Origin of the sequence: Paraburkholderia sp. NMBU_R16 (assembly GCF_013282575.1) — a bacterium.
Lineage (GTDB): Bacteria > Pseudomonadota > Gammaproteobacteria > Burkholderiales > Burkholderiaceae > Trinickia.
The window spans coordinates 36583-55993 of sequence record NZ_JAAAYE010000037.1; the positions used below are offsets into that span (position 1 = coordinate 36583).

Below are 19411 nucleotides of genomic sequence, written 5' to 3' on the forward strand. Positions count from 1 at the left end.
TAGTTCGGCGCGGAAGAATGCCCCGACCATTTATCATTGCTCGCGTCGAATGGCGCGGCGGCCACGGTCCCCACTGTCGCCGCCGCCGAGTCAGCGATATGGACATCACCCCAAAAGCAATCGCGAATAGGAGAGGAGTGGCTCATGGAACATGGCATCGACGAACGCAGGCGTTGGCTCGCGCTGATCCTGCTCTGTTTCGGCGTGCTGATGATCGTACTCGATACGACCATCGTGAACGTCGCCCTGCCGTCCATCCGCGCGGATCTCGGGTTCACCGAAACGTCGCTCGTATGGGTGGTCAATGCCTACATGCTCACGTTCGGCGGTTTTCTGCTGTTGGGCGGCCGCCTCGGCGATCTGTTCGGGCACCGGAGGCTGTTCCTCCTCGGCATCGCGCTTTTCACGCTGGCGTCCACCGGCTGCGGGCTCGCTTATTCGCAAGGCCTGCTGATCGCTGCGCGCGCGGTGCAAGGTGTGGCCGGAGCGGTGGTCTCCGCGGTCTCGCTGTCTCTGATCATGAATCTGTTCACCTCGCCAGGCGATCGGGCGAAAGCGATGGGTGTCTATGGCTTCGTCTGCGCAAGCGGCGGCAGTATCGGCGTGCTGCTTGGCGGCCTCCTGACGAGCATGCTCAGTTGGCACTGGATATTTCTGGTCAACGTCCCGATCGGTGTCGGGGTCTACGTAGCATGCCTGGCGCTGCTGCCGCGCGCCAAGCCGCTGGCTGAGCGCGCCAAGCTCGATGTAGCCGGCGCGCTCACCGTCACGACATCGCTGATGTTCGCCGTCTATGCGATCGTGCATGGCAACGAAGCGGGCTGGACGTCGGTACCGACGCTTGCTCAACTCGGCGCCGCCATCGCGCTCATGCTCGTTTTCCTGGTCGTCGAATCGCGCGTGTCGCATCCGCTCATGCCGCTTCGCATGTTCGCCCTGCGCAACGTAGCGACCGCCAACGTGGTGGGGGTGCTGTGGGCCGCAGCGATGTTCGCGTGGTTCTTCATCTCCGCGCTTTACCTGCAGCGCGTGCTCGACTACAGCGCCATGAAAGTCGGCCTGGCGTTCCTGCCAGCAAACATCATCATGGCCGTCTTTTCGCTCGGGCTATCGGCGAAACTCGTGATGCGCTTCGGTATTCGCGCCCCGTTGTGCGTGGGCCTTCTCGTTGCGGCGCTCGGCCTTGCGTCGTTTGCGCGGGCACCCGTGGACGGCAGCTTTGCGTTACACGTGCTGCCAGGCATGATCCTGCTGGGCCTCGGTGCCGGCGTGGCGTTCAACCCGGTTTTGCTGGCCGCCATGAGCGACGTGGCGCCTGACGAGTCGGGTCTGGCCTCCGGCGTGGTCAACACATCGTTCATGATGGGCGGCGCGCTGGGGTTGGCAATTCTCGCCAGCCTGGCGGCTGCGCGCAGCGATCGGCTTGCTGCGGCGGGGGCGGACCTCGATCGCGCGCTCAACGGCGGTTACCATCTCGCGTTCCTGCTCGGCGCGATTGCCGCCACGATCGCCGCGGTGTTGGCCGGCGCGTTCGTGCGGACGCGGCCCCATGAAGCGGTAGCTCGTCCGGACGAGACCGCGCAATCCGTTTCCAGCGAAAGCCGCTAACGCCACGGCGCTCATCCAGCGACGCGGTTCGAAGCGCATTCACGCATCGCCGAGCGACAGGTCGCCGGCGTTGCGGGCGCGCCAGAAAATCCTCGAACGAGTGCGATGGATCGGACTCTTCAGCGTGGGCCATGAGCCGGATCAGCGCTTCCGTCAGCGTTCGGTGGTATCGGTCGGACGCGCCAAGGTGCGCGGCGTAGCGCGCAATGCCGGCACAGGTTCGCTCGATCGCATCGTCGAGGGCGAAACGTCGGAGATGGATCCACGCCACGCGCAGGTGATTGCGATGGTTGAACGACCCGGCCGGCAGCGCACAGGCGAGGAATGTGTCGAGGAATGCGTCGTCTGTGAGGTCGTGAGCGGTTTCCATGGAGATCGATACATACGTGCTTGAACACGGCATCGATCTTGAAGGTGTCTACAGTAGTCGAGTCAACGGGATCTGAAAAAATGACACGACCTCACTCAGTTGGCGCCCCTGCTCGTGTAGCGAAGTGGAGGTAGCCGCGGCCTCTTCGACGAGCGCTGCGTTTTGCTGCGTCGTCTGATCCATCTGGGCCATCGCCAGATTGACTTGCTCGATTCCACGGCTTTGCTCTGCCGAAGCCGCTGCAATTTCATTCATGATGTCGCGCACCGCCGTGATCGCTCGCGTGACCTCATCCATCGTCTCGCCAGCTTCCGATGCCAGTCGTGCACCATCGTCGACTTTCGCGACGGACGTGGCGATGAGCTCCTTGATTTCCTTTGCGGCGCCAGCCGAACGCTGGGCCAGATTGCGGACCTCCGACGCCACGACAGCGAAACCGCGCCCCTGATCCCCGGCGCGCGCGGCCTCCACCGCCGCATTCAACGCGAGAATGTTCGTCTGAAACGCGATCCCTTCGATGATTCCGGTAATGTCCGCGATCTTGCCCGAGCGCTCGCTGATTTCGCCCATGGTATTCACGACGTTGCCCACCACCGCACTGCCTTTGAGCGCAACCTCGGCCGCATTGCCGGCCATCGCGGTGCCTTGTTGGGCATTGTCCGCATTGCGCCGAATCACCGCGGCGAGTTCCTCCATGCTGGAGGCGGTCTGCTCGAGCGAGCTCGCCTGCTCCTCCGTGCGCGAAGAGAGATCCTGATTACCCGCGGCAATCTGGCTGGTCGCCGTCGCCAAGCCATCGGCGCCGCGACGGACCTGGCCCACGACTCGAAGAAGCGACCCGGTCATATCGCTGAGCGCGCTGAGAAGCCTGCCGGTCTCGTCGGCGCGATCGGTGACGATCGCTTGCGTGAGATCGCCGCGCGCTACTGCCTCGGCGGCCGATACGGCTGCGCGGATGGGAGCGGTAATGCCCCGGGCGATGAAAAACGCCAACAGGATGGCCAACACTAAGGCCGCGATGGTTACTCCGATGATCGTCCGTTGCGCGAACAAGGCGGCTTCTGTAATGGAAGTCCCCTTTTCATGCGTGCGTGCGGTCCCGATGGCGATCAAAGCATCGAGGGCACGCCCGATGGGCTTGTCCGCTCCCGCGACGTTACGGTCGCGCGCTTCGATCGAAGCACCTGATGCGATCAGTGGATCGAGGGCCACAAGCGTCGCACGGTAACTGGCCGTTGCCGCGATCAGCGTGTCGACACCCGCGGACTCGGCAGGCCCAAATGAACCCAATTGCAATGAAGTTCGTGCCGCGTTGTCGATCTCGTCGAGGCTCGCGAGAAACTTCGCGCGGTACGCACCGCCCCGAAGGACGTAATCCTTGTAGCTGTGCACAGCCTCACCGAACATGTCTTTCGCGTGTTGGAGCAAGCGGAGTTTCGCGACCGTGACCGACTCGTATTCCTGCCATTCCGCACTGATGGCGGACAACCTTCCATGCGCCACGACACCAAGCACCGCTGTCAGCAAAGCGGCGATGAAAAAGGCGATGGCCAGACGAACACCAATGCGCAGATCGCGGAAACGGGGCAGCATAGGGTTATTCCTTGTTCTTCTGAGCTCGTCCAGTGGGGGGCGCCATCTCGCATTCCCCATTACGGGGAACGAACGCGGGTGACCTTACTTGCTCAACGGCAGCTTTAAAACTTTCTGACCCCCCCCGATGCCCCGCGTTTTCCCCAGTCGGAAGTGCATATCCAGATTCAAGGCCATCGCCTCCATGGCTCGGATTAGCCCTGAATTCAGCCTCTTTTTATCGAATCGAAGCCCGCGTTGGGAGCGCAGACTGCCAATCATCGACAGACCGGATGGCTGATAAGGCCGATACCGCGGTCGCGATCTTCGACACTTTGGGAGGCTGGCATGAGCGCTTTCGCGATAATTCTCTCCATCTGGTTCATGGTTGCCACCTGCGCGATCCTGTTCATCCGCGGGGCCAGCCCGCGTGTCGAAACGAGGCTCGAGCGCCGAAAAGTGACGGTCGAGGCCTATCCGTATCGACGTCGGTAGGCATCCACCGAAGCCTGCGGGACCCGTCGAGCGCGGGCTTCGCACATATGGATAGGCGCGCGACGAGCGCCGCCGTTCGAAACGGCGACGAGGAAACGGTACACTGGCGCATCCGGCTACCGATCCCTCACGATGTTCGCCTCGCTCAATCACCCGCTTAGAGACCCGCTTTCCAAGGAACTTCACGCACGCCCCTTCCTGCGGATTACCGGCCCGGCGTCACTGAGCCATCTCGCCATCTACTCCGAGCACGACGAAGACATCCACGGCCGCTTGCTGGCGGCCTTGGCCGCTGCACTGGGACTCCCCGCGCCTTGCGCCCAGCACAATCATTACGCGGCAGCAAAAGGCGACTGGCAAATCAAGTGGGAAAAGCACACCGAGTTCTCGACGTTCACGTTCGTGCGCACGGCCGCGCAGGATCGTCTTTTCAATGGCGCTGCGATGGCGGACGTTCCGGCGTCCTGGCTTGCACTGCTCGAAAAAAGCGTCTTCGTCGCGGTTCACGCCGAACTGCTCTGCAACGCCCAAGCCGAAGCCGCACGTCGTGAAGTTCGCGAGTTGCTGAGCGGGCCGGTGCTCGTCGGCAGCAAGGTGCTTTCCGGCGGCGAAGTCTACTGCGACTGGCTCGTCCACGACGATCATTTCTCTCGCTTCCTGGTACTCGATCTCGGCTTCCGCGAGGCGCAGGCCGGCCGCCTCATCCAGCGGCTGTTCGAAATCGAGACCTATCGGATGATGGCGTTGCTCGCGTTACCGGACGCCCGCCGCCACAGCCAATTTCTCGGCAAACTCGACGGATCGCTGTCGATGCTCATGCGGAGCATGGAACAGACCGGCCCCGAGCACGACGACGCCTATCTGCTAAGGGAGCTCACCCGCCTGGCCGGCCAGATCGAGGCGCACGCGGGTTTGGAGACGCGCTTCAGCGCGTCCGCGGCCTACGAGAAGCTCGTGCTCGCACGCATTGCCGAACTGCGGGAAGCGCGGATCGAAGGGTTCCCTACGATCGCGGAATTCATGCAGCGCCGGTTATTGCCCGCCATGCAAACGTGCAGCTCGGTGTGGTCGAGGCATCAACAGTCCGCCACGCGCGTTGCGCGGGCCGTCGATTTGCTGCGTACGCGCGTCAATCTGGCACAGGAGGAACATACGACAGCGCTACTCGAAGGCATGAATCGCACCGCACGCACGCAATTGCATCTGCAACATGCGGTGGAAGGCCTCTCAGTGGCGGCCATCTCGTACTACGTGCTCAACCTTTCGGGCGCAGCGCTACGCGCGCTCCACGCGGCACAGCTGCCACTGGACCCCGAGGTGCTGGAAGGCCTGCTCATCGTTCCCGTCGTGGCGGGAGTGCTGTTGTTCACCCGCCGCATCCGTCGCTTGGGCCGCGAAAATTCGCACCGACAGACAGGTTAGACGCCGCACCAGTTCGGCCGAAGCGTTCGCCCGATTCATTGTTCACACCATTGCACCCGCTGCACGGCCACTCGGGAATTGCGTTTTGCCGCAAACCGATTCGCATAAGGTCGAGCCTCGGACGAGGATACCGAGCACCATCAAGCCTGAGCGGCGGAGCCGACTTGACTTGCATTGGAGGGCTCCTCGGATATGACACGGATTGGAAAGGACCCCTGCGAGAATCGTCCCGACGGCGAGCAGCCGATCGCGGGCGGGCGCACGTCTTCGAATCCGCCCGATCCGGCGCCCGCAACGCGAAGCGTGCCGCCTGCGCTACAGCCGCTGAATGCCAAGCCGGCGAACAACTCCTCCCCATACCTACATAAGCGAGCGCGAGTAACGCTATCGGACCCGCTCATCGAGACGCCTTACGACAAGTACGCAATCGGTCTTGTCTTCCACGAAGGACAGTTCAACGGCAGCCGCCCCAATGAACGACTGGCATCGCAACTCATGCCGTCGACGGTACGCGGTGTCTCGCCGTTTTGGGATCTCGACGAGCGAACGATTGCCAGAAAGAGAGGCAGTCTGACGGTGTTCGGTGACTTGAGGGGCTCGCCATTCGAAGCACCCGACGGGAAGGTTCGCATCCGCTTGCACTATGGCGACCGGGCCAATCTCGAGCGCATGACCGAACTTTTCGGCCTCCCTGCCCCGGAGCAGAGAGAGCCCGCTTTCATGCGCAGTTCCTATCGAACAGTACTGATCAAAACAGGCTCAGGCTGGCAGCAGTTCAAATTCTCGATACCGGACGACCCGCGTTTCGCCTTCGACGCGCCCCATAAGCAACTGTTACCGCAGGAAGTCAAGACCGCTGTTCAATTTTCAGCGGCGCTGCAAGGTAACTCCCACTACATCCGTGAGCCGGCTGGCATTGCGCTGAGTTTTGACGACGGAGCAGCGCCGATTACCGCGCTTTGGCGAGAAATGCCCGTGGCCCGCCGTGGATTCATGCCTGGTGACTTCGTCGCGCCCATTCATGTGCTGACGGACCCCGAATTTGCCCAGAGCGAGCGGGGACGAATCGTTTTCGGTACCAGCGCGCAGGACCTTTCGTCGATCGGCGAGATTCAAGCATCATGGCTCGTCCGCGAGTTGGCACCGAAGCTCGCGGCTATCCTGATGAGCGAGCTCACGGACACGCATGCTCATGCGGAATTGCACGAGCAAAACATCGATGTCGTGATTGACGCAAACGGGCGTGTCGTCGACATGCTCGTGAAGGACATGAGCGACATCGCCCTCGACTACCGTGCAATTGCAGCAGCCGGACATATCGAGCGGTGGAGCGGCGCGCAGACGAACGCGATGGCATATGCATCGCCGATATCCGATCATCTGCAGCTTCCCACTGGCAGGCGATACACTGTCGAGCGCTTCCACGAGGCCTTCCTTGGCAGCATCGGAACGCGCCCGAGTGAATCGATTGGGCTGCCTCTCGCGCCCTCAGCGATCGCCGAACAGGCGACCCATATGCTGGCGGAAAAAATACGTCGCTGGCTTCCCGGAGCATGGCTGCAAACTCGGCGCCACGAGCAAGCATACGGACGGGCGTTCGGCGCCAGCACTGCCACGCCTTACGAACGTATCGCCGCTTTTCGGCAACTGATCGTTGAATATCTCGAAGAAGGCATCGCGAAGGACGCAATCGGGCAGCCTAGCTAATGCAACGAAAAATCGTCGTTACTGTTTGGAATCCCCGCGAGCATTTCGGGTATCGACGCTATCCGTAGAGCCCATTCCCAGGCGAGCGACACGATTGCTTCGATCGTCCTCACAACCGCTCGCCGCGTACCGAAGCGTTGCGCATCGCCATCACACGCGGCACGATCTCGTCGAACACGTCGCGCAGCGACGTCGAGCCGAAACGGCGTTCGCCCGCGCCGGCTTCGACGTCGATCATGCCGGCGTTGTGCGCGTCATAAAGCTCCACGATCAACGCCACATGCGCGGCGCCGAGTCCCGCACGGGAGAGCGTTTGCTCCCAAGCCTCGCGCGGCACCGCGACGGCGTCGATTTTTCGGCCGCTCGCCTCGCCAAGTGTTTGGGCGACCTCGTACGCATTGACGCGGTGCTCGCATTCCACGCTCACCACTCGCAATGCCTGCTCGGATTCGTCGAGCAGCAGTTGAGCCGCGACGCGCCCGACGTCGGATGCCGCCACCGTCGGAAATTGCTTGCTCAACGGATGGTGAAAGCTTGGTAACACCCCTGTCTCCAACGCAAGCGGCATCACGCGCGCCCAGTTATGCATATGCTCGGCCGAGCGCAACATGATCGAGCGCGCCGCAATACCGCGCCACCGCCGCTCCAGTTCATGAAAGAGGACAGTGATCCCCGTGCCGCGCGGCCGTTCCGCCCCATAGTCCGACAGCGCGAGCAAAACAGAGGGTGGCCGCGCACGCAGCGCCGTCTCGACCGCATCGATCGCTCGACGCATCGTATCGGCCGGTTCCGCGTCGCCGCGTGGCACCGGGCACAGCATCTGCACCGCATCTGCACCTTCGAGCGCACGTTGTACCGCGGCGCTATCGGCCAATTCGCAAACGACCACGTCGCACCCTATGCGTTCAAATGCGTCCCCTTGCGCGCGGTCGTGTACCACCGCGCGCACGGGCTGTCCCGCCTCGACGAGCGCGGCTACCGTCGCGCGCCCCACATTTCCCGATGCACCGAAAATGACGAACACTATTGACTCCGTCCACTAGGGTGAGGCCGATGCTATCGCGGCATCGATGGTTTCGCGCGCATGCACGGATCGCAATTCGCAGATATGGATGGCGGCGATGGGGCCACCCAGCTGCGCGCCGCACGTTGGACACGCCCGAGCGCACCCGGAGAAAACGTCGCACAATGTCAGCCATTCGAACCGACGCCCAACCCCTCGATGCCATGAACGCGACGACACGCGATCACCCCCCGCCGCCCCACGCGCGGTATGTGCTGCGCTCCAGCACCGGCCTGGGATGGACCGGCTTCGGCGCCGAATTGCTCGCGTTCCCCGCCGGGACCTACCACGTTCCGGCAAGTACGGCCCACCGCATTGCCTTTCACGTCGGTGCCCCAGTCAAGGCCCGCTGCCGCTGCGACGGGAGCCGATGCGCCCGCATCCAGGCGCACGGCGATGCCGATGTCGTTCCCGCCGGGCTCGACGGCGAGTGGATCGACGAGTCCGACAGTACGATCTTGCGCATCTGGGTGACGGATCGTTTCGCACGAACGACTTTCGATCAGCTTGGCCTCACCGCTTCGCAAGCGCGCATCCGCCCGCAATTCCAATTACGCGATCCGCGCTTGCAGCATCTCGCGTGGGCGTTGCGTGCCGAGCTCGAATCGAATCTGCCGTCCGATCCCCTCTTCGCGGAGAGCCTGTGCACCGCGATGACGGTGCGACTGGCCGAAGGCGCGCCCGCGCTGGGCGAGCGCAAACAAACGCTCGGGCCGCGCGCGGCCAAACTCGTCGCGGAGTTCATCGAGAGCCATCTGGACCAGCGTTTGACGCTGTCGGATCTCGCTGCACTCGTCGAACTCAGCGTGCCGCACTTCAAAGTCCTCTTTCGTGAGACGTTTGCGATGCCGGCGCATCGTTATGTCGTGCAACGCCGCGTCGAGCGCGCCCGCGAGTTGATCTTGCAAGGCAAGCTGAGCGCGACGCAGATTGCATTGGAAACCGGTTTCGCACATCAAAGCCATATGGCACATTGGATGAGCCGCTTGCTCGGCACCACACCGCGGCAAATGATGCGCACCGCCAAGTACAGCGACGAGGGTGAAACCCCGGCGCCGATCGAGCGCCGCGCGCGATACGGCTGAGTGCGTATCGGAGCCCAAGCAGTGCCATCCGCGCGGCAACCGGCATAGGGTAAATTGCTGCGTCGCCAAATCCCGGGCTGGCACGTCCCCTGCGGGATATGGGGCAATCGCTCGGTTTTCTGTCGGGGCACGCCATGACCGCGCTTTCATTTCGCAGGACATATGACGCCGCGCGGCGCGAAGGCGCCTGCGTCGTCGATGCGGTCGTGCATTTCGGCGAACACCGATGCACGACGATGGCAGCCGGCATCGCCTTTTTCTCGGCGTTTTCGCTCGCGCCGCTGCTCGTCATGGTGATCGCCGTCGCCGGCTGGTTTTTCGGCGCCGACGCCATCCGCGGAGAAATCTTCTCGGACGTGCATCAGCTGATCGGCGACGAGGCCGCCGCCGCGGTGCAGATGATCGTCGCGAATGCTCGTACGCACAGGGACAGCGGAGGCTTCGCCGCATTCGTGTCGTTCGTCGCGCTCGCACTCGGCGCGTCGGCGACGTTCGCTTCGCTGAACAGCGCCCTCGCCGTCGTATGGCCGATCGGTGCGACGAGCCGTTTCTCCAGCGTCGTCGCGCTCGTCAAGGTGCGGCTCATTTCATTCGGACTCGTGCTCGGCGTCGCGTTTCTGGCAATCGTTTCGCTCGTGCTCGATACCATCATCACGTTCATCGGCGAATGGCTCTGGGGCGGCACCTCGTATGCCGCGGTCGGCGACATCCTGCAGTTGACGTTCGGGCTCGTCGTCCTCGCGCTGTCGTTCGCAGCGCTACTCAAATTCCTGCCCGACGCTCACGTCGAGTGGCGCGATGCGTTGACAGGCGGCGTCCTCTCCGCGTTGCTGTTTTCGGGCGGAAAAAAGCTGTTCGCGCTCTATCTCGCGCACGCCGGAATGGCCAACGCGTTCGGCGCGGCGGGCTCCCTCGCGGCACTCCTCATGTGGCTTTACTTTTCGGCGCTCGTCCTTCTGTTCGGCGCGGAGTTCGCCGCGGCCCGCGATCGCGCAAGACGTGCCGCGAGAGAGCAGCGCCGAAAGGAACGGCAACGTGCGGGCCCTGTCCGCCAGGCAGCCGGTAAAACGCTACGCTGACGAATTAACTGGCTATTAGCCAGACAATTAAGCGTGCTTCGTTTAATTTAAATATCACAACATGAACTATTCCCGATTTAGGAATAGACAATTTCGCATTACGCAACGATACGCGCCGAGTGCCTACCGGGGCTAGGTGTCACGGGTGTTTCCTTTTGGAGACACTTTCTTTTTTTCCGGTCACCTCGGTAGGGACATTGCGATATTCTCCGCTTCGCAACAGTCTTCGATAATCATTCGCGTGGAGAAATGATGAAAAAAATCGCATTGTCGACGCTCTCGCTCGCACTGCTCGGCGCCGCGGGTGCCGCTCAAGCTCAGAGCAGCGTGACGCTGTATGGCGTGATCGACACGTCTATCACGTACGTGCATCACCAATCGGGTAGCGACAACGGCTGGAACATGGGCACCGGCAATCTGTCCGGCAGCCGCTGGGGCCTGAAGGGCCAGGAAGATCTGGGCGGCGGTCTCGCAACGATTTTCCAATTGGAAAACGGCTTCAACTCCACCACGGGTCAGCTGGGTCAAGGTAGCCGCATGTTCGGCCGCCAGGCATTCGTCGGCCTCGAGAGCAAGCAATTCGGTACGGTCACGCTGGGCCGCCAATACGATCCGCTCGTCGATCTGGTGCAAGGCATCACGGCTGACAATTACTTCGGCAGCGTGTTCGCAACGGCAGGCGACGTCGATAACTACGACAACAGCTCGCGCACGAACAACTCGATCAAATACCTGTCGCCGAACTACGCCGGCTTCCAGGTCGAAGGCATGTACTCGCTGGGCGGTGTCGCAGGCAAGACGGGCTCGGGTCAAACGTGGTCGGTGGCTGCGGCTTACAACAACGGCCCGCTCGGCGTTGCGGCGGGTTATTTCAAGGCTGACAACTCGAACGGCGTGCGCACGCCGACGGCATCGGGTGGCGGCTGGGCCGGTACTTCGGACGGCACGTTCAACGGCCCGATCAATATGGGCTACCAGACGGCGAAGTCGATCAACATCGCTCGCGTTGCCGCGCAGTACACGGTGGGTGCGTTCACGGTCGGCGCTGGCTATAGCAACGCGCAGTACAAGTCGGACGGCTTGTCGACGTTCGGTTCGACCGAGAAGTACAACACGGGTCAGGGCTTCGTGAACTACCAGTTGACGCCGGCAATGCTGCTGGGCCTCGGCTACAGCTACACGAAGTCGAGCGGCGATACGTCGGCCAAGTACCACCAGGTTTCGCTGGGCGCCGACTACTCGCTCTCGAAGCGCACGGATGTGTACCTCGTTGGCGCATATCAGCATGCCAGCGGCCAGACGCGTAACGATACGGGAACGGCGATCGTCAACGCGCAAGCGTCGGTGGGTTCGTACGGCTACGCCGGCACGAGCAGCCAGGAACTCGTGGCAGTGGGTTTGCGCCACAAGTTCTGATCGACGTCGAAAGGAGTACGGCGAGCGATCGTCAGTACTCCGATGTAACACCGAGCCGGCCGGGATCCTACCCGGCCGGTTTTTTTTTTACGGCAGGAGTTAGCGCTTCAGCGCTTACTCATGCCCAATGCAGAGCAAGGCAGGAGTTAGCGCTTTAGCGCTTACTCATGCCCAATGCAGAGCAAGGCCGGAGTTAGCGCTTTAGCGCTTACTCATGCCCAATGCAGAGCAGGGGCATCGCCAGCAAAGACGAAGCAAATAGAAAGCCTGTCGATCGACTTCTGAAAGCTGGATGCCTCGGTCCCTTAATTTGCGCGTGCTCCAATGCGCCCGTTCCCCCACGATCAGGAGCACGCCCCCATGTTTCGCCGCACGTACTTTCCTGCCCTACTCGCCGCGGTGTCGCTGACCGCGTTTGCCGCGTACGGCGACAACTATCAGGCACGCCACTGGCACCGGTTCGCGGATACGTTCCCGACCGCTACGCCGATCAAACACCTCGTCGTCATCTACAACGAGAACGTCTCGTTCGACCACTACTTCGCGACCTACCCGCATGCGACGAACCCCGCCGGCGAGCCCGTATTCGTGGCCGCGCCCGGTACGCCCAAGGTCAACGGTCTTAGCGGCGCACTGCTGACGAGCAATCCGAACTTTACGAACACGGCCAACGGCACTGGTGCCGCGAATCCGTTCCGCCTCGACCGCACGCAAGCGGCAACGGCTGACCAGAATCACGCCTACACGGCCGAAGAGCAGGCCTACGACAACGGTGCCGCCGATCTCTTCCCGAAGTACACGGGTAAGGGGTCGAGCGGCGGCGCGGGTGCCTTCGGCACCAAGGGCCAAGTCATGGGCTACTACGACGGCAATACGGTCACCGCCATGTGGAACTATGCCCAGCGCTTCGCGATGAGCGACAACGCCTATACGGACACATACGGTCCATCGACGCCTGGCGCGCTCGAAGCGATCGCGGGCCAGACGAATGGCATGCAGATCGTCAAATCGTCGAGAAACTCGTACTACGTGAACGACACGCAAGGCGGCTTCACGATGATCAACGACGTCGACCCGGCCTATGACCTCTGCTCGAGCGCGACCGATCAGGCCATGATGTCGGGCAAGAATATTGGCGATCTGCTCAATGCGAAGGCGATCCCGTGGGGCGGCTTCATGGGCGGCTTCAACTTGTCGGCGATGAACGCGAATGGCACGACGGGTTGCGCTCGCAGCTCGCTGTCGAACGTGGTCAACGCTTCGACGGCCGACTACATCCCGCACCACAACTGGTTCCAGTACTACGCGTCCACGTCGAACCCGCAACACTTGCGTCCGAGCTCCCTGCAATCGGTCGGCTTCACGCTCGCCGACGACGGCAGGACCAAGGACCCGGCCAACCATCAGTACGATATCGATGACTTTTTCGCGGCGGTCAAGGCCGGCAATTTCCCCGCAGTGAGCTTTCTGAAGGCGCCTGCTTATCAGGACGGTCACGCGGGATACTCGGATCCGCTCGACGAGCAGGCGTTCACTGCGAAGGTCGTCAATTTCCTGCAACAGCAGCCCGAGTGGGACCGTACGGCGGTGATCGTGACGTGGGACGACTCGGACGGCTGGTATGACCATGCTTATGTGAAACCGACGAGCGCATCGTTCGATCCGGTCGCCGATCAGCTCAACGGCTCGGGAATGTGCGGCACGGGTCAGCAGCCGCTCGGCGTGAATGGCGGCCCCGTGAATGGCCGCTGCGGCCCGGGCACGCGTATCCCGTTCCTCGTGATTTCGCCGTGGACCAAGCCGAACTACGTCAGTCACACGCCGATTTCGCAGGCTTCGATCGTCCGTTTCATCGAAGACAACTGGCTCGACGGCTCGCGCATCGGGGGAGGCTCATTCGACGCGACGGCCGGCGATATCTCCGATATGTTCGACTTCCATAGACCGCATCCCCAGCGCCTCATGCTCGATCCGACGCTGGGCACGCCTATCCATGGACGTCATGAAGGCGACGAGCAGTAAGTAGTCCGCCCCACACCGCCACGTTTGCAAGCCAGGGCCCCTCGCGGGCCTTGGCTTGTTTGGATCGTGACGATGAAAACGCGATTTTGCACACTGTTTTGCGCGCCATGACGCCATGCAAACGAACGTTACCCAAGCGCTCCCTCCCGCTCCAACGATCCCACGCCGTCGCACATGGACTGGCACGCTCGCGGGCGCGGCCGCGTTCATTGCGGCCGGCGGATTGGCGCTGGCTGCGGCCTATCCACGCTCGGCGCCTGCCCCGATCGGCCGGATCGTCTCCCAACTGACCGGTGTGAATCTGCACCCGGTCCATCTGCAGCGCCCGCAAACCGCCCCGCTGAGCGCGATGGCGATGCTCGGCAAGTCGATCTTCTTCGATCCGACGTTGTCGGCTTCGGGCAAGCTTTCTTGTGCGTCATGCCATAGCCCCGCACGGGCGTACGGCCCGCCCAACGCCTTGCCGGTGCAGTTTGGCGGTAGCGACATGACGCTTCAGGGCGATCGTCCCCCGCCCTCGCTCATGTATCTGTATCGCCAGCCGAACTTCGGCATCGGTCCTTCGCAAGCGGATGCCGACGAGCCCACCAATCTCGAGCAAGCCGCGCAGCAGGCATCGAGCGCGACGCATGTGCAAAAAGCCGCCGGCACCGCGCCCGCTGCTCCGGAACTCGTGCCGCAAGGCGGCCTCTTCTGGGATGGGCGCGCCGATACCTTGCAGCAGCAGGCGTACGGTCCGCTACTCAATCCCGTCGAAATGGCCAATGCGAGCGAACAGGCAGCGGCCGACAAACTGGCCCACAGCGCTTACCGCGAAGCGTTCGCGAAGCTCTTCGGCGCGAGCGTATTGAATGATCCGCGTTTGCTGCTTTCCGAAGCGATGTTCGCCGTGGCCCGCTATCAGGTCGAAGATCCGTCGTTCCACCCCTACACGAGCAAATACGACTACTGGCTCGAGGGCAAGGTCCGTCTCACCCGTGCGGAAATGCGTGGCCTGCGCCTCTTCAACGATCCGAAAAAGGCCAATTGCGCCGGATGCCATCTGTCCACGCCGACCAAAGACGGCCAACCGCCGATGTTCACCGACTTCGAGTACGAAGCGCTCGGCGTGCCCCGTAACCGCGTGCTGGCCGTCAACCGCAACGCGAGCTATCACGACCTCGGTCTGTGCGGTCCCCACCGGGCCGATCTCGCGAATCAAACCCAGTACTGCGGCATGTTCCTCACACCGAGCTTGCGCAACGTTGCCACGCGCAGTGTCTTTTTCCACAACGGGGCGTACCGCTCGCTCGATGAAGTGCTGAACTTCTACAATCTGCGCGACATAGATCCGGCCAAGATCTATCCGCGCGACGCCAAGGGAAAAGTCGAGCAATACGACGACTTGCCCGTCAAATACCGGGCGAACATCGACAAGACCGACGCACCGTTCGATCGCAAGCCTGGCGATACGCCGGCTATGACACAAGCCGATATGGCCGACATCATAGCTTTCCTGAAGACGTTGACGGACGGCTATGAAGTGCCGTCGAAGCCGTAGCGACACAAACCAACAAGGAAGGACGACGTAACGTTCGGGCAACCGATCAGCATAGGTCACCGGAAACTAGCGGAAGTGCGCCCCTGCTCAGCGCACTAAAGGAAAGGGACGCTTTCGCGTCCCTTTTTAGCGTAGGATGTTGCGCATCGTTGAGAAGCGTTCCCAGCGTGTTCACCACCGATAGTATCCAAATGCCGCGTCGACGTCAACGCGATGTCAAACCCATGCCGGAGCGATCTCCCATCCGCGCGGAAATCCGAGGTGGGCGGCCGCATCGACATGTCGGCACGACGCAAGTGTCGTCTTCAGTGATTCGCGCCACTCTCCGCCGTACCCCATGAGATCAAGCAGAGCTTTGATCATGACCGCCCGCGCATAGTAGGTCCAGTTTTGATGCATTCCGGCCGCATATCTGGCGAGGGCCGTGCTTTTTGGCTGTTGGGGTGCAGATACGGAGAACTTGGCATTCCAGATTCGCGAATGATGTGCGCACGCGTTGCGCAGGTCGGTCAGCGAATGCAGCCAAGACACGAGCAACGGATCGGGGATATCCGGCCAGCCATGCCGCCCAGCGGTCTTCCGGTGACTGATTGAAAGTGCCTCGAACAATCGCGAAAGCGCGCCTAACGTAAGATGCTCGCACACGAGCCAGACGGGGGGCAGGTCCGGCACGGCATACGTCTCGTGGTAGTGAGTCAGTGCGAGCCCTTTTTTCTTGTCACATTCCCGGCTGATTTGGGCGAGCGCCGACGCATAGCCGCGCAGGTTGCGATACAGCGAGCGGTCCGCATACCAATGGCTGCCATGAGTCAACGCGATCGGAGTCGAGAGCGCCGAACGCAGCGCCACCTCGACTCTTTCAGTCACGTCCATCGTCACCGCGCGCAACCGTCGGTCAAACTCGTATAGCTCGACGATATCCTTGAAGCGTGTGCGTGGCCAGGAATACTTGGTCGCAGGATTTTGAAAACGGCGCATATAGACATGCAATCGAAAATACCCGATCGAGCGCATAACACGCGCATTGGCCGGGCGATCATCGATCATGAGCCGTCGCCGCCACAGGTGACTAAGCGCATCGTCTACGCTCAGCGGCGCCTTTGCGTAGGTCTTGGTCGGCGTCGCCGGTTTCTTCGGCCCCTTGGTCATCGACTCTCCTTTCAGGGACGCCAATTCTATTCGGCCACCCGCACTAGGGTGATTCGATAACTATCATTCGGACGCCGGGAAGCCGCAGGCGCCCGTCGCGCGCGCGTTAAAGCCATAGCGCAGGTAGTGCGGTACGTCCGGGTGCCGAAGCGCGCGTTCGCACGAAAAAAATCCCTGCGAGCCACAACGGCTCGCAGGGATTTTGCGAAAACGCGCGACGTACTGGGGCTTTTAAGCCGAAGCCGCGTCCTTCAGCTTCTTCAGCGGACGTGCCTTGATGCGCACCGACGCGGGCTTCGCCGGGAACCAGCGCTCTTCGCCCGTGAACGGATCCTTGCCGAAGCGCTTCTTCTTCGCCGGCACGGCTTGCACGACGATCTTCAGCAGGCCGGACAGCGTGAACTCACCGGCACCCTTCTTGTGCACCGAGCCGAGAATCGTGTCCTCGAGCGCCGAGAGCACCGCCTTCACCGATTTCGGCTCGACAGCCGAGCGCTCCGAAAGGTGGGCAGCCAGCGAGGCCTTCGTGAAGGTGTCCTTGATCGGCGCCGCAGCACCGGACGCCTTCACGGCGACCTTCTTAGCCGCGGCTTTCTTCGCGGGCACTTTCTTCGCAGCTGCTTTCTTCGCCGGTGCGGCGGCAGCCTTTTTCGCAACCTTGTTTGCGGAAGTCGACATGTTTCTCCTACCTGTTGGTCGTTGAACGCACGAAGCACGCACAACATGCGCGGCGCTTCAAGGCCGGATTCTACAAGCGCCGCGCGCCTTCATGCATCTGTTTTATGCATGAAGGCCTGCCAAGACGCCGAATTTGTTGCGTTCGGCAGACTGTTTCCGGTGTCTCGCGCAACGAAGTAACGAAAAACGGCGGACGTCCCCCCTCGAAATCGTTCGGATGCAAAGCACTTGCCGCGCAAGAGACGGACCTACCCTGGGGCGAACCCTACGTTTGCGTGCTCAATCGATGCCGAACGCCGGGTCACTCATGCTGCTACGGCCGGTTTCAACGTGGCCGGCGAACCCGCGCTCGAACGAGGAATCGGTGTCCACGAGCACCGCAAGGTCATACCAGCCGTGGGACGCGCGCAAATCGAAGTAGACGTCCGCAATCTCTCCGCCCACGACGCGCCGTTTGACGGAGGGAGAACCGTAGGCATCGCGCACCTCGAATTCGCAAGCCGCGCTGCCGATGTTTCGGAGCCGCAAGCCGATACTGCCGTTCGCGACGTCATAAGCTTCGGTCACTTCGGGCAGCGCAACACCGCCGCCCCACCCGCGTGTCGCTTTCGCCGAGCCCTTGAAACGCCGGAAAAAGCCGTTCGGCCCATGCAGACTGTAGTGATAACGACCATCTGCATCGAGCGGGACATCGTCGGACAGACGCTTGCCGCTCTGCACGGCGTACGCGCGCGGGGTGTCGGCGCTACCCGTACGGTAAAGCAGAAACGCGGCACCCGCGTGGCCGCGGTTCGTCAGCTCGATCCGTAACGTGCGCTCGCTCGCCGTGATGTAACCATGAGCAAAAAGCTCGTAGGGCAACGCTCGCGCGGGTCGCACACCCGCTTCCTGGGCCGGTTTCGATGCGGTGAGCGGCGGCAGCGGAATATAGCCGAAATGGCGTTGGCGATCGACCGTCGCGTATTCATCCGTACCGGGCAGCGCTGGAAATGCGGCGTTCGGATTGGCAAAATCGAACGCACTCGTCAGATCGCCGCAGATCGCCCGCCGCCATGCGGTGATGTTCGACTCCCGCAGCGCACCGCTGCCGGCGCTGCCGAACCGGCGTTCGATGAAGCGGATGATCGACGTGTGGTCGAAGGTCTCCGAACACACCCAGCCGCCCTTCGACCACGGCGACACCACGAGCATCGGTACCCGCGGGCCCAATCCGTAGGGACCGGACGCTTTGCCCGGCGCTCCGCCAAAGTATTCGTTCGATGTGTCGACGGTGGAACGTCCGGTCTGATCCGACCACGGTGCGAACGGAGGCACGACGTGATCGAAGAAGCCGTCGTTTTCGTCGTAGGCGATGAAGAGCACCGTTTTGCTCCATACCGCCGGATTTGCCGTCAACGCCTGCAATACCCGATCGATGTACCATGCGCCATAATTGGGCGGCCAATTCGGATGCTCGGAATACGCCTCGGGCGGAACGATCCACGATACCTGGGGCAACCTGTCGTTCAACACGTCGTTCTTCAGGATATCGAAATAGCCGTCTCCCCTCGCCGCATTCGTACCGGTGCGCGCATTGTCGTATAGCGCATCGCCTGGCCGCGCGTTGCGATACTGGTCGAAAAAGAGCAGTGAGTTGTCGCCGTAAGTGCCGATGAACGGGTCCTTCGTCCACCCCCAGGAACCGTTTGCGTCGAGGCCCATGCCGATGTCCTGATAGATCTTCCACGAGACACCGGCGGCTTGCAGTTTCTCCGGAAAAGTCGACCACGTATAGCCCGCCTCGGCGTTATCGATCACGGGGCCGCCGCCGGTGCAGTCGTTGCCCAGTCCGCCCGTCCATAGGTAATAGCGGTTCGGGTCCGTCGGCGCCATGCTCGAGCAATGGTAGGCATCGCAAATCGTGAAGGCGTCGGCGAGCGCGTAGTGGAACGGAATGTCCTCGCGCGTGAGGTAGGCCATCGTGGTCGGCCCTTTCGCCAGCACCCATTGATCGTAGCGGCCGCCGTTCCAGGCGAAGTGAGTCGTCGCCCAATCGTGCAGCAGGCCTTGCATGTACTTCATGCCGAGGTTGGCCACGCCGTGCCGCGCGTCAAACAAGATGAGAGCAGCGCGTCAATCAGGATGAGAGTACTGGCGTGGCGGCAGCGGTGAAGGGCGTAGCCCGGAACCGCTGCCGCCACGCCGCGCCGAGCAGTCCCCCGTCAT

Annotated in this window: 15 protein-coding genes; 10 read left to right on the forward strand and 5 right to left on the reverse strand. The window is 62.2% G+C overall.

Annotated elements, in window-relative coordinates; genetic code table 11:
• The first annotated feature begins 144 nt into the window (after window positions 1-144).
• The gene (locus tag GWC77_RS18745) at window positions 145-1608 is read left to right on the forward strand and encodes a DHA2 family efflux MFS transporter permease subunit (RefSeq protein WP_173259466.1); all 1464 of its coding nucleotides are present in this window, start codon (window positions 145-147) and stop codon (window positions 1606-1608) included.
• Window positions 1609-1732: 124 nt separating this feature from the next.
• Entirely contained in the window at window positions 1733-2002 is a 270-nt protein-coding gene (locus tag GWC77_RS18750) for a hypothetical protein (RefSeq protein WP_173259468.1), read from the forward strand.
• A 24-nt stretch (window positions 2003-2026) separates the two neighbouring features.
• On the opposite strand, the gene GWC77_RS18755 is transcribed toward GWC77_RS18750, so the two are convergent.
• Window positions 2027-3571, reverse strand: coding sequence for a methyl-accepting chemotaxis protein (locus tag GWC77_RS18755; RefSeq protein WP_173259470.1), 1545 nt, complete (start codon window positions 3569-3571; stop codon window positions 2027-2029).
• A gap of 327 nt (window positions 3572-3898) precedes the next feature.
• On the opposite strand from GWC77_RS18755, the gene GWC77_RS18760 reads away from it, so the two are divergent.
• The 3 genes from GWC77_RS18760 (at window position 3899) to GWC77_RS18770 (ending at window position 7174) form a co-directional block, all read left to right on the forward strand.
• Window positions 3899-4045 carry a hypothetical protein gene (locus GWC77_RS18760; protein ID WP_173259472.1) on the forward strand — a complete coding sequence of 49 codons (147 nt, stop codon included), beginning with the start codon at window positions 3899-3901 and terminating at the stop codon, window positions 4043-4045.
• Window positions 4046-4177: 132 nt separating this feature from the next.
• Window positions 4178-5467: a DUF3422 family protein gene (locus GWC77_RS18765; RefSeq protein WP_173259474.1), complete on the forward strand. Its 1290-nt coding sequence runs from the start codon at window positions 4178-4180 to the stop codon at window positions 5465-5467.
• Between the two features lie 192 nt (window positions 5468-5659).
• Complete coding sequence (locus tag GWC77_RS18770) at window positions 5660-7174, forward strand: hypothetical protein (protein WP_173259476.1); 1515 nt, start codon at window positions 5660-5662, stop codon at window positions 7172-7174.
• 109 nt (window positions 7175-7283) lie between these two features.
• On the opposite strand, the gene GWC77_RS18775 is transcribed toward GWC77_RS18770, so the two are convergent.
• Window positions 7284-8198 (reverse strand): NAD(P)H-binding protein, encoded by a 915-nt coding sequence (locus GWC77_RS18775; protein ID WP_173259477.1) that lies wholly within the window; start codon window positions 8196-8198, stop codon window positions 7284-7286.
• A 203-nt stretch (window positions 8199-8401) separates the two neighbouring features.
• On the opposite strand from GWC77_RS18775, the gene GWC77_RS18780 reads away from it, so the two are divergent.
• The 5 genes from GWC77_RS18780 to GWC77_RS18800 all read left to right on the forward strand — a co-directional run bounded on the left by GWC77_RS18780 (window position 8402) and on the right by GWC77_RS18800 (window position 15379).
• On the forward strand, window positions 8402-9322 hold the full coding sequence (locus GWC77_RS18780; protein WP_173259495.1) for a helix-turn-helix domain-containing protein: 921 nt from the start codon (window positions 8402-8404) through the stop codon (window positions 9320-9322).
• 134 nt (window positions 9323-9456) lie between these two features.
• Entirely contained in the window at window positions 9457-10401 is a 945-nt protein-coding gene (locus GWC77_RS18785) for a YihY/virulence factor BrkB family protein (RefSeq protein ID WP_173259479.1), read from the forward strand.
• A gap of 252 nt (window positions 10402-10653) precedes the next feature.
• A complete protein-coding gene (locus tag GWC77_RS18790; protein ID WP_173259497.1) occupies window positions 10654-11817 on the forward strand; it encodes a porin in 1164 nt (387 codons plus the stop codon).
• 360 nt (window positions 11818-12177) lie between these two features.
• A complete protein-coding gene (locus GWC77_RS18795; RefSeq protein ID WP_173259481.1) occupies window positions 12178-13839 on the forward strand; it encodes a phospholipase C in 1662 nt (553 codons plus the stop codon).
• 115 nt (window positions 13840-13954) lie between these two features.
• Window positions 13955-15379, forward strand: a complete 1425-nt coding sequence (locus tag GWC77_RS18800) for a cytochrome-c peroxidase (RefSeq protein WP_173259483.1) — start codon at window positions 13955-13957, stop codon at window positions 15377-15379.
• Window positions 15380-15595: 216 nt separating this feature from the next.
• Here GWC77_RS18800 and GWC77_RS18805 read toward each other — a convergent pair whose 3' ends face one another.
• From GWC77_RS18805 to GWC77_RS18815, 3 genes are all read right to left on the reverse strand, one after another.
• The gene (locus GWC77_RS18805) at window positions 15596-16528 is read right to left on the reverse strand and encodes an Abi family protein (protein ID WP_173259485.1); all 933 of its coding nucleotides are present in this window, start codon (window positions 16526-16528) and stop codon (window positions 15596-15598) included.
• 231 nt (window positions 16529-16759) lie between these two features.
• Complete coding sequence (locus tag GWC77_RS18810; RefSeq protein ID WP_173259487.1) at window positions 16760-17206, reverse strand: HU family DNA-binding protein; 447 nt, start codon at window positions 17204-17206, stop codon at window positions 16760-16762.
• A 279-nt stretch (window positions 17207-17485) separates the two neighbouring features.
• A complete protein-coding gene (locus GWC77_RS18815; RefSeq protein WP_254367035.1) occupies window positions 17486-19267 on the reverse strand; it encodes a phosphocholine-specific phospholipase C in 1782 nt (593 codons plus the stop codon).
• Window positions 19268-19411 lie beyond the last annotated feature (144 nt).

What these genes read in the sequence shown, in the direction of transcription:
- GWC77_RS18745 (WP_173259466.1), top strand. Translation starts at nt 145, where the DNA reads ATGGAACATGGCATCGACGAACGCAGGCGTTGGCTCGCGCTGATCCTG.
- GWC77_RS18755 (WP_173259470.1), bottom strand. Translation starts at nt 3,571, where the DNA reads ATGCTGCCCCGTTTCCGCGATCTGCGCATTGGTGTTCGTCTGGCCATC.
- GWC77_RS18760 (WP_173259472.1), top strand. Translation starts at nt 3,899, where the DNA reads ATGAGCGCTTTCGCGATAATTCTCTCCATCTGGTTCATGGTTGCCACC.
- GWC77_RS18765 (WP_173259474.1), top strand. Translation starts at nt 4,178, where the DNA reads ATGTTCGCCTCGCTCAATCACCCGCTTAGAGACCCGCTTTCCAAGGAA.
- GWC77_RS18770 (WP_173259476.1), top strand. Translation starts at nt 5,660, where the DNA reads ATGACACGGATTGGAAAGGACCCCTGCGAGAATCGTCCCGACGGCGAG.
- GWC77_RS18780 (WP_173259495.1), top strand. Translation starts at nt 8,402, where the DNA reads ATGAACGCGACGACACGCGATCACCCCCCGCCGCCCCACGCGCGGTAT.
- GWC77_RS18785 (WP_173259479.1), top strand. Translation starts at nt 9,457, where the DNA reads ATGACCGCGCTTTCATTTCGCAGGACATATGACGCCGCGCGGCGCGAA.
- GWC77_RS18790 (WP_173259497.1), top strand. Translation starts at nt 10,654, where the DNA reads ATGAAAAAAATCGCATTGTCGACGCTCTCGCTCGCACTGCTCGGCGCC.
- GWC77_RS18795 (WP_173259481.1), top strand. Translation starts at nt 12,178, where the DNA reads ATGTTTCGCCGCACGTACTTTCCTGCCCTACTCGCCGCGGTGTCGCTG.
- GWC77_RS18800 (WP_173259483.1), top strand. Translation starts at nt 13,955, where the DNA reads ATGCAAACGAACGTTACCCAAGCGCTCCCTCCCGCTCCAACGATCCCA.
- GWC77_RS18805 (WP_173259485.1), bottom strand. Translation starts at nt 16,528, where the DNA reads ATGACCAAGGGGCCGAAGAAACCGGCGACGCCGACCAAGACCTACGCA.
- GWC77_RS18810 (WP_173259487.1), bottom strand. Translation starts at nt 17,206, where the DNA reads ATGTCGACTTCCGCAAACAAGGTTGCGAAAAAGGCTGCCGCCGCACCG.
- GWC77_RS18815 (WP_254367035.1), bottom strand. Translation starts at nt 19,267, where the DNA reads ATGAAGTACATGCAAGGCCTGCTGCACGATTGGGCGACGACTCACTTC.